The organism is Dyadobacter sp. 32 (assembly GCF_902506755.1).
GTDB lineage: Bacteria > Bacteroidota > Bacteroidia > Cytophagales > Spirosomataceae > Dyadobacter.
The window spans coordinates 2,238,475-2,251,911 of record NZ_LR735258.1 but is presented as its reverse complement, the minus strand read 5'-3'; the positions used below and the strand labels follow the sequence as shown (position 1 = coordinate 2,251,911).

Sequence of the window (13,437 nt, the reverse complement as noted above, 5' to 3'; positions counted from 1 at the left end):
ATAGAAGTAATAGTTGATTGAAGATATAGATATTCCATCTAATTATCTGCCATCGGAGACATAGAGCATCCAAAATCCGCATTTTTTATAAACTATTAGAGTTTTTTTCGCTTCTTTTAAACACCAAAGTTTTTGGAGACTGACTAAGATGGCGCCTTGTTAATCCTAATTTAGTATATTATGGAAAAAGTGGGGGTTTTGAAGGGAAGGAGGGGTTAGGGGGCCTTCAAACAGCAACGGAGCATATGAGACTGGTCATTATGGTCTTAATGATATATGGCACAGATATCACTTTTTTTGAAAAAATGTAACCTATGAGCGGATATGTCCATTAAAATCATGTTGTCTTCAACCGTTCTGGGAAACGAGTCGACAATTGAGACTATATACGCAACACTCAGTAATTTTGGCTATGATGTCTTTTGCTCGCACACGGGAACTGTTTATACCGCTCCTGGAAATACTACTGAACAGGCCTGCCTTGAAGCTGTTGAGGATTGCGATTTCTTTTTTGGTATTATTTTCCCCTATTACGGCTCTGGAATTACACATTTAGAGATAAAGAAGGCGGTTGAGTTAAATAAGCCAAGTGGATTTCTTGCTCATGCAAATGTTGCGTATACCCGTACATTGTTGAAAGACTTGATGTTCGTATATACATCTGAATTCAGAGAGTTGTTGTGGAAGCAACGTTTTGAGCAACGAGAACATGATCAAATTATAACATTGATCTTGAAGATACTTATGGTGGATCTTCTGCACTGTCAAGAGAAGGATTTGTTGAACCACTTTTCGGAATCGGAACTGCTTGAATAGAGCTTTTATCAACTGTTTTGCTCGATTTAACTCAGGTAAAATGAGCGCGAATAAATATAGGAAGCCGTTTAATAAGAAAGTTTATTTCGATATTGAAGAGAGCCGAAGATCTGCGTATCTTTTGTGAATCATTCACTCACCTCATACTCTCATGCCTTTCTATCAAAATATTGACACTTCCACTGTCCAGGGAAAAAGGACAATCGAACGTCTCTTAACACTTCGCGATCAATTAAAAAGGGAAATCCCACAGAAAGATTTAGAAACAAACCTTCTTCTGGCAACATGGAACATCCGCGAATTCGGCACGACCAAATACGGTGGCCGCCGACAGGAATCGATATATTATATTGCTGAAATCATCTCCAAGTTCGATCTGGTAGCTGTACAAGAGGTGCGCAAAGATCTTCAAACGTTGAAAGACCTGATGAAAATTTTAGGCAGCAACTGGGAATACATCTTCACGGATGTTACCGAAGGGACCCAAGGGAACGAGGAGCGGCTAGCATATGTGTTTGATAACAGAAAAGTACGCTTTGGTGGACTTGCCGGAGAAATGGTGTTGCCACCACAAGAATCCCGTGATCCGGATTCGAAGCAAACTATTTACACACCAAGTAAGCAATTGGTCAGGACTCCTTTCATGTGCGGTTTCAAAGCTGGATGGACAGACTTCGTTCTAACTACTGTCCATATACTTTATGGTGAAAGTGTTGCCGATGATCCTAACAGGATCAAAGAGATCCAAAACCTTGCAGAATCGATGGCCACAAAAGCCAGGGGCAAATATGAATGGTCTCCCAACATTTTGTTGCTTGGTGACTTTAATATATTTAGCAGGGACGATGATACCATGAATGCAATTTTGAAAGCAGGATTTGTGATTCCTAAGGAGATCCAGGCGTTGCCTGGGAGCAATGCCCCGAAGAATAAATTTTATGATCAGATTGCTCTGATGGTCCGCGAAAACCGCTTTGAGACCAGCGGTAAGGCAGGAGTTTTTGACTTTTTTGAATCCGTCTACAAAAAAGAGGACGAAAGTATTTACGAGAAGGATATGGGCGAAAATTACCTTGTCAACTCAAAAGGTGAGCCTAGAAAAGACAAAAGCGGATATTACAGGACATATTACCGCACATTTCAAATGTCCGATCACCTCCCGATGTGGGTCGAAATTAAGATAGACCATACTGACTCGTATTTAAAGTATCGTTCGTTACCGCCTCAGGAAGAAGATGAAAATGTGGAAGCTCCGGCAAAAAGTCCTTCCAAGACAAAGGATAAAGAGATTTAGATGTGAATTGTGATGTGATCAATTTGCTTTATAAAGACGCAGATCGTGCCGCGATCGACCTGACCGGCGAGACTACGTTCGATGATCTGTTGTTCCAGTACGAAACCATTAAGACACCGGCGGGCCAGTATGGCAAAGATGCCCAGGTATTAAAGACCGCCATTCATTTGCGCCTGGAAAATTCTGCCGGTCACAATCAGTGAACAAAAGCCTGATGTTATCGTCGAGAAATATGTTGTTGCCGGTACAATAGATGAAGCTGAAATATGCAGCAATTTCTCCAAAATTTACCATCACCCTTTTTTTGATATAGTTTGGCCAAGGCCTGGTTCATTTTTTTTCTTGTCGAACACTTCACTCCGGTGTTTGAGATACCACCAAGGGGCATTATCAAGATCAAGGTCTGGAACTTCTCCATTCTCAATACTTTCGAAGACGTTTGATAAGGTTTCCTGGATCCATCTGAACTGGCCGATCAAAGCATCCTGATATGCATAAGGCCCGCCGACGTCTTCCGGAGGGCACGCCCTTCGTCCGGCTGTACAAATTGGTGTCGGTATCCTGGCCAGGCATTCTCAACCTTCTCGACACGGATTTCGTGTTTCCAGTAATCACCAAAATCATAAAAGAAAATTTGTCGCCAGCTCTCAGACCTAAATCTCCAATGTAAATCTCACTGGAATCGTCACGACAAAAGGTACCTCCTTCATAGGCAATTACATAATCAACTCGACAGATATGAAACGTGTAAATGCTGGTTTTCGCAACCCATCATCATCTGTATCAAATGATGGAGCTCTGCAATGTGTGTATTTCCGTCAATGATAAAGCGCCGGTAGATCATCGGTGATATATTTAAAATGTGTACCTTCAAATGATACACGGCAGTTCGAGGATCTATTACAACTGGCTGGACAACATTTTTTGCTTTCATGAGAAGACTTTCACATCTTCTCAAGTTATCAAAGAATCAATTGCGCCACACTTTCTGATGCTCTCCGTCAAGGCTAAACTTCACCCGGGACAGGTCTAAACGAGAAAAAACTGAAAAGATTTACCGAATAATAAGTCATTTGATATAGTGCTGATTTTGTGTCGTAATTTGGTTGAAATCCTACTCTATCTTGGTGACCTATGAGAATTTCCTTAGCTAACTTTTCGCTCTACTTTCGATTTGTATTGTCAATTGCTTTCCTTAGCCTTATTATATACTCAGAGACGCATGGACAAGTGTCAAAGTCAGAATTTATAAAAATCCGCAATGCTGAGAATATGGCTCAGACATTAGCTGATTCAATGCTATCTGATTCGATGAGATCTAACTTCTATTTTCGAAGGTATTTCAAGTCGAAAAAGACAAATAAATCGTCGTACTTTAAAAGGGATGTTGAACTGTTAAAACCGAAAACATTTGATAAACTTATTCGTAGGGATATTCAATACTTCGTTGTTGGGGAAGACAATCCACTCGGCGGCTTTTCGCTAGATGTCAGTGACAAAGCAAAAGCAAAAATTTCAGGCATAATACCAAGCGATCATGGAATACATGCAATCGAAATCGAAGCAGGAAAGAAAAATAGTGAAGTTCCCCTAGTCGAGGGAGGTAAATATAACGGACAGATTGAAATAAAATATAACTGGCACCACATTCCTCGGGCCAGTAGCCAACAATTTTTTAAAGGTGCTGACCATATAACAAAAAGTCTTTTTAAGAAAAAACAGAAAGAGCTTACCATGGATATGCTCGACTCGCTTGAATCAGTTTCACTTTTGATGTATGCGATGGACAGCGAAATATTTTTAACACTTACGGATTATTTAGCAATGTATAAAGTCTCCAAAGCCGATAACGAATTGGCCGATTATTATGGAGCAAAGTTCGGGAGAGCAGATACTTTGATAAACTGTATTAGAAAATATAAACTTTCAAAGCTAAGCAATCCTCAATTGTTCATATCTCTTGCAAAAAAGTATTATCCCAAGACAAAATTAGATTCGATAAAAGTATTTCAGAATGATCTGCCTTACGTTTGGAGAACCCTTACTACCTTCGCTCAAGATAGCTCAAATGCTGAAAACATCAAACTGGATTTATTGTTTAAGGATTTCAAAACGATTTTAACACGTATTAACAAACGTTTGGAATTAAATACAGATGCTGAAATCTCCATCGCCAAGCCATTTTGGACGACAAAACAATATTTTTGGATAACAGTTTCCCCATCGATCAACTATCAAGCATTTAATATCTACGGGACTCAAAGTAATGGGACGCCAGTGCCTGCCAAAAGCTTTGAACCATTCTTTACTCCCCAAATCGCTATTTGGGGACAATGGCTACAAGTTTACAAATACTCAGCCAGGCTCTTCAGGCTAGGAGCCGATTTATTCTATGGAAATAATTTATCGGAATATTCGGAAGTAAAATACTATGAAAGAGATACATTACTAGTAGAGCAGAGCGGTAACCTAGTGATAAAGGAAAGTGTTACTTCGGGCATTTTTCGGAAGCAAGAGACAGATAAGAAATACAAATTGTACGGAAATTTTCATGCTGAATATTACTTACTTCCTAGAAAAAACTTATTGCCGGGACTGAATTTTAAAGTCAGCTATCTAAAGGGAGGAATATCGCCAAGCGACGTTTATAGGTTAAGGGTACAAATTGGTACTATCTTAAATTTGCTAAATAAAGAAAAGGACAAGCCTGTCATCAGTATCCTCCCTTACATGAGATATTCAAACGTGTTAAACGAAAAGATTAAAGATGGTGACGGACTACGCACTTTGACTGCAAAGGAAAAATTTATTGTTGGCATCACCATTGGCCTTCCGATTAAAGGCTTGACATTTGAAAAGGATGAGTAGCACTTATTTTCTATGGCTACAACAGTACATTTGATACTGCTACCTAAACCAAATAATATTTTGTTGTATAACAAGACGTTATGATAAATAGTCTGCATTTAGGTTGATGCTCCGCTCCGGAGCAAGCCCTAGAGTTAGCAGCGGATTATCTAAGAAACGATTAATTGGTATATACTTGTCGGTTAGATTTTTCTCTCCCCAGTTTTACGGTACGATGCGAAATTTACTCTGCGATACTTGGCGGTGGGGCTAGACCGAATACTTTAAGAAAATCAGTGTATGCCTCAAACGGACTGCTGTAATGTAGGATTTAGGCCAGATCGCGGAGGTTTGTAGACTTATTTTATATTTTGCAGCAAATGTCAGTTTCTTAGCAATGGGGTCTTGCCTGTGCACAATAATATGGGACTATGCTGTTAAAAACGAGATTGATCAAATCATAGGAACGGAGTTAGTAATACCGAAACAACTCAATAGGCGACATCTCCAATCCCTCAGCGAGCGCAACAATAGTAGAAAGTGAAAGATTAACCTTGCCTTTGGAAATGCGTTGTACCTGGGAATATTCTAAACCGGAAGCGGCTGCGAGTTTACGCAAACTCAGATTTTTATCCTCAGCAGCTCGTAAAAGTGCTGTGGCAAATCGTTGCTGTATCTGCTCCCTTTCTTCCATGCAAGAAAGTTGAAGCGATTATTAAAAATTGTTGACGTATGAACATACATCATGGTCGCATATTCCTTATATTTGTTTATATTTTTGCGTTGCAATGACGATACATCCTGATGTATTTTACGTTTTGGGGACAGGTTCAACAGAATATTCAAAATCGATGAATGCCGCGCTTTCGAATTATGCCGGATTTGCATACCCCGCATCGAAACTTCGTAAGTTTATTGCGGTGGAGGATCTGTTTACCATCATCCTGCATGATGGTGATATCGTGAAATATACTGCTGGCCATCCGGACCATTTCAAGCGGTGGCTCCTGGAAAATAATGTCGCTGACATCCGAAATGAAGACGGCTGGGTAGAGACGGAAGATTAATCAGAACTGCTCGATTTTCTTCACCAGTCGATGAAGCGCATCAATCACAATTCGTTTATCACGATCCTCCGCTGCGTAGGATTTACTTCTCATACTGTCCGGAGATATTTCTTCCTTGAAGGGAGACGAGAGATATGGCGTGATCTGTTTATAGACGGCACTTATGGACTTTGCATTCAATAGCTTAGATTCGTCTGCGGCCCTCAACAGAATCGCCATCTGGTCGACTGTCAGCATGCAAAGTACTTTTGAGGAGGGCTCTCTTTTTATAGAAGACGTCTGTTCCAGAGGGGCAGCATTGTGGCTGGTCGGAATCAGATAGTCCCTTGTCTTTCTTTCCAAATAGATAATTTCCTGTGCAATCCACTTTTCGAGCGAATTGACAAGGGAGTCGGCCATGGGATGCAATCCAACATCTGGTATGACTATCTGCTGTTTCAGCTCTTTGGAGATCAGTAACAGCTTATCGAGCTTTTCGAAATAGGTTGGCATTTTATTGATCACCTGAGCAATCCTGATCGTAAGGTGATCAAAGCAATCATGGCTATTGAAATTGATTCGAATAAGATGCTTTTCCAAATTCGAGAAATACGATTCGGACGTTTTAACCGGAATCAGGAAATTGAGGTCTGTTCGAAGCCTGGAAAAATACAACATGTGCCGAATGGTTTTGTTCTCGGTACTACCGGTACCCAGCCACCTACGGACAGGGGTAAGAATTACGTATGCAATACCAGGGTCCGCGGTGTTTAACTCATGCGTAAAAAAGGGGATTTGGGATTTCCAGTTGCGTTGCACCCTTTTGAGATACACCTCTGGTGCTCTCGAATTCGGATTGATTACCAAAGAATATTGTCTGTAAATTGCTGTGATTAAGTCGGTAAGTAGCGTAGTGATTTGACTTGCTAGCTTATCGGAGCTGTTATTTAACGAATTTGAGTTTGGACGATTTAGGGCGAGGTCTAGCAGATTATGTGCGTACGTGTAGTGATTCGTAATGAAGAATTGCTGGCTGTCTTCGTTGTCGAGCGAAAGCATCATAGCCCGGACATAGCCAACTTGCTCGGACTTCTCGGTTCGCAGTTTTTGTAACAGCAAAGCGAGCTCGGCCTCGGTTATTTCTTTCCCCTTCTCGGATATGCTGGCATGAGCCGTTATCAGCCGATCCAGCCATTCCATTGCATTTGCCGTTTTCATACACGTTAGTAATGTTGCTTTCGCCCATTGATATTTTGTGTTATCGTAAATGAAGGTTTAGAGGCGGCATTCCGTTAGGTCACGGGAGATAAGAATAAGACTCGCAACAAATTTCATGATACATTACCGATCCGCATTTATTTGCTGGATATTGAGCAAGTCACCTGAGGAGACGATAGGATGTCAATCCAGTAATGGCCAGGAAAATGAAAAGGATCGGATTGAAAAATGGAATATTTCGTTCTGTCAACATTGGCCAGACTAATAGGCAGAATATCAGTAGCACTCCGAGAGAGATCAATGAGATGCGGTTATTAGCAGTTGTTCGTGCTTTCGTTAGGCCAGAAATGAAAAGGACAATTGTTGCAACGATAACCATGAAAAGTAAGGAGATCTCTACTGCGTGATTTATTGACCTACTTCCAAGATCCAGGTTGCTTATACTTGCCGAGCCGTCCATTAATGAAATTGCGGCGTAGGGTAAAAAAATGAACATAAACGAAGATAGATGGTCGTTCCCTACCGTGATCAGTAAAAACGAAATAGCGGCGACACATTTTAGAATTGCATTGACCTGGATGCTTTGAATATTCATATCTGTTTTCATAACAAATTGTTTTATTGATTAAAATCTCAATCGTAAATAATACTCCCGGCTAACAGGGTGCCGCTGCCACATTAGGGGCATGAACCGTTACCGGTTGGCGCATGCCAATTTCCAACCCCGACATTTTGTTTCCCTTGAGCTTTCATTCCGACGAGGGTTTTATAGAGGCCATTTGGTGTCGTTCCGTAATTGATGCCGGTGGAAGGTCCAATCCAATCCGGCACGTGTATTTGTTCACTTTCACTGATACCGGCATTTATAACTTGTAACGCGAAATCTGTGCAGTTGAAATCATCCAGATCGTATTGCATTGAATTTCCAAGGCTCTTCGCCATATTTTTCATGACATTAAAACTGGCCTCGTTTGGTACTTCGAATTCAATATAAGCATTGTATTCATGCTGTGTGGCTCCATTATCCTCAATCTGACTTGCCACAGGTTGATGAAACGAACTGACTTTTCCTATTTCAGGATAAAAACCGAAGGACTGGCTTACGGATGTTCCATCGTTTGTTTTTGTCATAGTGAGAAAAGCATGTCCGGGTTTTAAGAGTTTAGTTAGTTCGTCCGGGTTTCCGTTGTTGACAAGGTCGGCACATAAACGGACTTTGTAGGTAGCATTGTGGGAAGGCAGTTTATCAAAGCAGTTAAAATATTTTTGAATGTCGATACGATCACCATTTGTAGTCATCTGATATTCTATGCCTGGGTCAGAGTTGTTGGTTGTCGGTGGGTAGTCTGGAATACTTGAGTCTAAATCTTCCCGCCAGAAACCATCGCTACCCTGTCCAGCCAATATACTGAAGCTTCCCTGATCTTCATCGTCAACTTCGTCACAATAGGTTTCTGTATAGTCATAATAGCAGCCAATCATTTGGCCACCGACAGATGCGCAAGTGTACCAATCAAAGTAGGTACAGTAATTGGTTGTACGCATATTTCCTTTATTTTGAGTAATTGCCTTCCGGCTAGACTTTGATTTTGAATAGCCTGCAATGAAATCACCTGCCAGATTTTCAACGATTATGTTGCCAGAGAATTTGCGATCTTTTTGTTGCAGGAACTCGGTATCAGGAAGCAAGCTTACAACTTCAAAATTGACTTTACCTTTGTGGGTTGATGCGACTATCCAGCTTGCCTTTGAATACGATATCTTTGAACTGTCTGCGAGCTTTACATAAATCTCTTCTTCAAGATGAAACGGAATGACCAATCTTCTTTTAGTTCCTAAAGTTCTGAAATAGGATCCATCCCAGTCAATTCGCTTTTTTATTGTTTTTTCCTTTTTGGATTTGCCTATGCGAAATGATTCGTTCACGATCGACATTTCACTGTCGTAAGCCGCCTTCACATTTGAAACCGACAAATCGGTGTCAACACTGGTCGCTACAGGTGCTAATTCCTGGCGATTACAGGATTGACCGACCCAGAATATAAGAATGATAATTTTGAAGAATGTTTTCATTGTTGTTCAAGTTTAGCCCAGAAGAATAATGATTTAAAATTCTTGAAATCTGTAATAATTTCCTTTGATGTATGTCAAAATCGAGCTGATATCGAAGATTTGTACGAGGAGCGTATTCTGCTAAGCGTCTCCTGGGTTACGCCGATATACGATGCAACATGGCCCAGTTTTGTACGGTTAAGGATGCCGGGAACCACTTCTAATAAAGACTCGTACCGACCTTCTGCGTTTGAGAAAACAAAGCTTTTCATTCGCTCATCGAGAAGCAGGTAGTTTTTCGTGACCAGTATTCTGCCGAGTCTTTCAACTTCCGGAAACGCCTGAAATACCGGTTCGATCTGGCCATATTGCAGGCTCCATATGATCGAGTCTTCCAGGGCCTCGATATTGTACATGGAAGGTTTACCAGCAAATAGGCTATCAATAGCGCTGATGATTTGATTTTCAGCTGCGAACCAGGCCGTCACATCTTTCCCGTCTTTATAGTAAAAGGCCCGGGCAATACCTCTCTCGATAAAATGAAATTCTCGGCATACGTCCCCATTGTTTAATAGCTGACTGCCCTTCGGCACCTGCCTTTTGATAGTGATGTCGTTAATTGCTGCTCTGCATTCGTCGGAAAGCGGCACGATCTGGTTGAGAAACTCGAGGAAATAATTAGACATCTCCAGACTGGTTAAAGTTGACCAAATAACTCAATTCATTACTGCCAATGTAAAATGGGCATGCTTGTTACCAGAGGAGGAAGTGAGGTGGGATTTTACGTGTAGACTGTTGGATACAAGTATAATGTATTTTTCTCATTTTGGTTATAAATATTCTGAATAAATAAATTGAAATTAATTCATGCTTAAACCATATCAGGTCCGCTGCTGTAAATTAAGGTTTCTTGCAAATTTGGATCGGTGACCTTAGGTTGAGATTGCTTGTCAGGTCACCGATCGGTCATCAGCTTTTGTGGTGTACCTGCTACAATTTTAGAATCTTTTCATGCAGTTCGATCAACCCCGTCCTTTGGAGAAACTCCTCGGCAATATTGGTTAGCTCCTGTTTTGATTCTTTTGAGGCAATATCAAGCAGATCATGACCGTGCTCCCCCGGTGTTGTCATCAGCGCTTTCCTGATTGCCTGGGTGAGAAGTAGCGCATTTTTCCTGCTGACTTTGATGTCAATTTTTACTTGTTCGTTCATGCCGGGGATACTCATGATGGTATCATACACACTGGCCAATTCTTTCGCATTCATCATGTTTTCTGGTTTTGATTTTACAGTTCCAAAAATAGGAATATGCATTGGGATGATCCCTGGGAGAATTTACACCGGATGGGTGTATGAAAATAGGCATAGCTACCTTCGCTTATTGTCAGCCAAAATAAAGGGAGACGATGAGGGATTTTGAAAGAAATAGGCGAAGGGCAAATCTAAGCGAAATCAAATCTTTGGATATGGTTTCCTATTTGGCAAGCATTGGTATTGATCCAGTAAAAATTCGGGGAATTGATTATTGGTATTTATCCCCATTAAGAACTGAGCGTACAGCTTCGTTTAAGGTTAATCGAAAGCTCAACCGCTGGTTTGATCATGGTTTTGGACAGGGCGGGAATCTTGTAGACTTTCTTATGAGATTTTACAACTGTGAAGTGCGGGATGTAATTGCCATGTTTGCTTCTGATTCATCTCTTCATCAGTACCCGTCTGTTCAAAATTCATTACCCAAAACTTCTCAGGAAAATTCCATACATATTAACTCAGTTGCTCCGATCAAATCTTTCGGTTTGAAACGCTACCTGTTCCGTCGTGGAATATCATTTACAATTGCCTGTCAGCATTGCCATCAGGTTAGCTTCTCGGTCCGGCTAAAAAACTACACAGCGATAGGCTTTGCCAATGATGGTGGTGGATATGAACTGCGTCATGTTTACTGTAAACTTTCGAGCCGTCCCAAGGATATTACTACCATAGACTATGGATTCGACCGCGTGGCAGTTTTCGAGGGGTTCTTTGATTTTCTGTCATACCGGACGATCAGTAATAGCCAGGATGAGATACGGGAAAATTATGTGATCCTGAATTCGGTCTCATTGTTTGAAAGAGCTCGCGGATTTTTGGATCGTCACAACCAGATCGACTTGTACCTGGACAGAGATGAAACGGGGCGACAATGTACGCAATCCGCACTGGCGATCAGTAAAAAGTACAAAGATGGAAGCGAATTCTATGACGGCTTCAAAGACATCAATGAATGGCTGATGGATCAAAAACAGATTCCGGTTTGAACATTTCGGTCTCCTTAGGAGCTGCCGGGACAACATTCGGAAAATCTGGTGGGATTGCCTCTTAATCGCAATCGGCAAGATGTACAATTGTCTGACAATTGCCGGCCAAAGGAGGCCGATCTTGCCACCCCCTCCGAAGTCGGGGGCGTTTTGTTGAAGATTTTTCAAAGTGAAAATGATCAGTGATGGAAAGCAAGGAAAACAGAAAAACAAAGCGTGTTACAATCCGGCTATCAAAGGCCGAGCACGAACAGATCTTCAAGAAGTGCAAAAGCAGCACCTGCCGTAAGTTCAGCGAATATGTTCGCCTGGTACTACTTGGGAAAGCCGTTACCACAATTACACGCGACGGCTCGATGGACGAGATGATGGGGGAAATCATTAAGGTCAGAACAGAGCTCAGTCGGATTGGCGTCAATACGAATCAAGTTGCCAAACGCCTGCATAGCCTGACACAGATCAATGAGTTTCGAGAGCACTTACAACATCAGGACGAGCATAATGAGGCCGTCCGCAGTGCGCTGGAAGAGGCTTTCACAGTGATCAATAAACTATCGGACCGATGGTTGCGGTGATCCATACCAGCGGCAATTTAAGGGCTGCCATTACCTACAACGAAAAGAAGGTACAGGCAGAGCAAGCGGTGTGTCTGATGGCCGAAAACTATCCCAAAGCCGTAGCCGATCTTTCCTTCAAACAGAGACTGAATCTGCTTCAAAGGCAGGCTGATCTGAACCTGAGAACAAAGGTCAACAGCGTGCATATCTCTCTGAATTTCGACCCGTCGGAGCAGTTGACGGCAGAGCAACTGGCATCAATTGCAGGTAGCTATATGGAGAAAATCGGATTCGGGAATCAACCGTATCTGGTGTATGAACACCGGGATGCCGGACATCCGCACATCCATATTGTAAGTACAAATATCCGGTCGGACGGTAGCAGAATTCCAATGCACAACCTGGGTAGAAACCAGTCTGAGCCAGCAAGGAAACAGATAGAATTAGACTTCAATCTTGTCAAAGCGGAGGGGAGAAAGCAGCAATTGTACGAGCTGAAACCTGCCATGGTGAAGGCGGATTATGGGAAGATGCAGACCAAAAGAGCGATTGCCAACGTGCTTGCCGGGGTCATCGATAAATATAAATTCACCTCGATTCCCGAGCTCAATGCGGTGCTGAACCGGTACAATGTGGCAGCCGACCGGGGCTCGGAAGACTCACGAACCTACAAGAAGGGAGGGCTTCACTACCGGCTTTTGAACGAGAAATCGGAGCGGGTAGGGGTGCCGATCAAAGCGAGTTTGTTTCCGGGTAAACCTACGCTAAGCTATCTGCAAACCCGCTTCGAGATCAATGAAAACAGCCGGCAACAGGACAAGCTACGGATCAAAAATGCCATTGACTTTGCCCTTTTCAAAAGGACAAACGTGACCTTGGATGCACTGAAATCGATACTGAAGAAAGACGGAATAGACACTGTAGTTAGGTCAAATGATGCTGGTGTAATCTATGGAATTACTTATATAGATCATCAGACGAAAGCAGTTTTCAACGGCAGTTCACTCGGGAAAAACTACAGTGCCAAAGCCATGCAGGAGCGCTGTCTGGTCACGCCAAGGTTCGAACAAAGCAGCGAATTGAGAACTCCGGAGCTAAAAAATATGGCTGCGAAAAACGGTGTCAATCAAATAGTAACTGGCGAAATATTCTCTCAACCAAAGGTTGAGTCGGGTCAAATCTCACGTGACCTACCAGGTGAAGACAACCTTCTCGATCCTGTCAAACAGAACGGGTATATGCCGTATCAGCTTAGATCGAACCGAAAAAAAAGGAAAAGAAAACAATTATCACAACAACTTTAATCATAC

The 13,437-nt window shown here is 42.0% G+C and carries 13 protein-coding genes and 1 pseudogene; 8 read left to right on the top strand and 6 right to left on the bottom strand.

Going from position 1 to position 13,437, the window contains the following annotated elements:
* Nucleotides 1-324: 324 nt before the first annotated feature.
* From DYADSP32_RS08975 to DYADSP32_RS08965, 3 genes are all read left to right on the top strand, one after another.
* Nucleotides 325-816: a DUF4062 domain-containing protein gene (locus tag DYADSP32_RS08975; protein ID WP_149243039.1), complete on the top strand. Its 492-nt coding sequence runs from the start codon at nucleotides 325-327 to the stop codon at nucleotides 814-816.
* A gap of 151 nt (nucleotides 817-967) precedes the next feature.
* Nucleotides 968-2,110, top strand: coding sequence for an endonuclease/exonuclease/phosphatase family protein (locus tag DYADSP32_RS08970; protein WP_149243040.1), 1,143 nt, complete (start codon nucleotides 968-970; stop codon nucleotides 2,108-2,110).
* Between the two features lie 14 nt (nucleotides 2,111-2,124).
* Complete coding sequence (locus DYADSP32_RS08965) at nucleotides 2,125-2,313, top strand: hypothetical protein (RefSeq protein WP_149243041.1); 189 nt, start codon at nucleotides 2,125-2,127, stop codon at nucleotides 2,311-2,313.
* A gap of 90 nt (nucleotides 2,314-2,403) precedes the next feature.
* Here DYADSP32_RS08965 and DYADSP32_RS08960 read toward each other — a convergent pair.
* Nucleotides 2,404-3,044 (bottom strand): annotated as a pseudogene (locus tag DYADSP32_RS08960) (plasmid pRiA4b ORF-3 family protein).
* 296 nt (nucleotides 3,045-3,340) lie between these two features.
* Between DYADSP32_RS08960 and DYADSP32_RS08955 the strand changes: the two are divergent.
* Entirely contained in the window at nucleotides 3,341-4,978 is a 1,638-nt protein-coding gene (locus DYADSP32_RS08955) for a hypothetical protein (protein WP_149243043.1), read from the top strand.
* Nucleotides 4,979-5,429: 451 nt separating this feature from the next.
* Here the strand turns inward: DYADSP32_RS08955 and DYADSP32_RS08950 are convergent, their stop codons facing one another.
* The gene (locus DYADSP32_RS08950) at nucleotides 5,430-5,651 is read right to left on the bottom strand and encodes a helix-turn-helix domain-containing protein (RefSeq protein WP_149243044.1); all 222 of its coding nucleotides are present in this window, start codon (nucleotides 5,649-5,651) and stop codon (nucleotides 5,430-5,432) included.
* A gap of 94 nt (nucleotides 5,652-5,745) precedes the next feature.
* Between DYADSP32_RS08950 and DYADSP32_RS08945 the strand changes: the two genes are divergently transcribed.
* Complete coding sequence (locus tag DYADSP32_RS08945; RefSeq protein ID WP_149243045.1) at nucleotides 5,746-6,024, top strand: hypothetical protein; 279 nt, start codon at nucleotides 5,746-5,748, stop codon at nucleotides 6,022-6,024.
* On the opposite strand, the gene DYADSP32_RS08940 is transcribed toward DYADSP32_RS08945, so the two are convergent.
* The 4 genes from DYADSP32_RS08940 to DYADSP32_RS08925 all read right to left on the bottom strand — a co-directional run bounded on the left by DYADSP32_RS08940 (nucleotide 6,025) and on the right by DYADSP32_RS08925 (nucleotide 10,542).
* Nucleotides 6,025-7,221, bottom strand: a complete 1,197-nt coding sequence (locus DYADSP32_RS08940; protein WP_149243046.1) for a hypothetical protein — start codon at nucleotides 7,219-7,221, stop codon at nucleotides 6,025-6,027.
* A gap of 678 nt (nucleotides 7,222-7,899) precedes the next feature.
* On the bottom strand, nucleotides 7,900-9,294 hold the full coding sequence (locus DYADSP32_RS08935; protein ID WP_149243047.1) for a hypothetical protein: 1,395 nt from the start codon (nucleotides 9,292-9,294) through the stop codon (nucleotides 7,900-7,902).
* A gap of 74 nt (nucleotides 9,295-9,368) precedes the next feature.
* The gene (locus DYADSP32_RS08930) at nucleotides 9,369-9,959 is read right to left on the bottom strand and encodes a Crp/Fnr family transcriptional regulator (protein WP_149243048.1); all 591 of its coding nucleotides are present in this window, start codon (nucleotides 9,957-9,959) and stop codon (nucleotides 9,369-9,371) included.
* A gap of 304 nt (nucleotides 9,960-10,263) precedes the next feature.
* The gene (locus tag DYADSP32_RS08925) at nucleotides 10,264-10,542 is read right to left on the bottom strand and encodes a hypothetical protein (RefSeq protein WP_149243049.1); all 279 of its coding nucleotides are present in this window, start codon (nucleotides 10,540-10,542) and stop codon (nucleotides 10,264-10,266) included.
* Nucleotides 10,543-10,739: 197 nt separating this feature from the next.
* Here DYADSP32_RS08925 and DYADSP32_RS08920 point away from each other — a divergent pair, with 197 nt between their 5' ends.
* The 3 genes from DYADSP32_RS08920 to DYADSP32_RS08910 all read left to right on the top strand — a co-directional run bounded on the left by DYADSP32_RS08920 (nucleotide 10,740) and on the right by DYADSP32_RS08910 (nucleotide 13,431).
* Nucleotides 10,740-11,570, top strand: a complete 831-nt coding sequence (locus DYADSP32_RS08920) for a toprim domain-containing protein (RefSeq protein ID WP_414617638.1) — start codon at nucleotides 10,740-10,742, stop codon at nucleotides 11,568-11,570.
* A 185-nt stretch (nucleotides 11,571-11,755) separates the two neighbouring features.
* Nucleotides 11,756-12,145 (top strand): plasmid mobilization protein, encoded by a 390-nt coding sequence (locus DYADSP32_RS08915; protein ID WP_414618159.1) that lies wholly within the window; start codon nucleotides 11,756-11,758, stop codon nucleotides 12,143-12,145.
* Nucleotides 12,133-13,431 carry a relaxase/mobilization nuclease domain-containing protein gene (locus DYADSP32_RS08910; RefSeq protein ID WP_149243052.1) on the top strand — a complete coding sequence of 433 codons (1,299 nt, stop codon included), beginning with the start codon at nucleotides 12,133-12,135 and terminating at the stop codon, nucleotides 13,429-13,431. The genes DYADSP32_RS08915 and DYADSP32_RS08910 overlap by 13 nt, the downstream gene beginning before the upstream one ends.
* Nucleotides 13,432-13,437 lie beyond the last annotated feature (6 nt).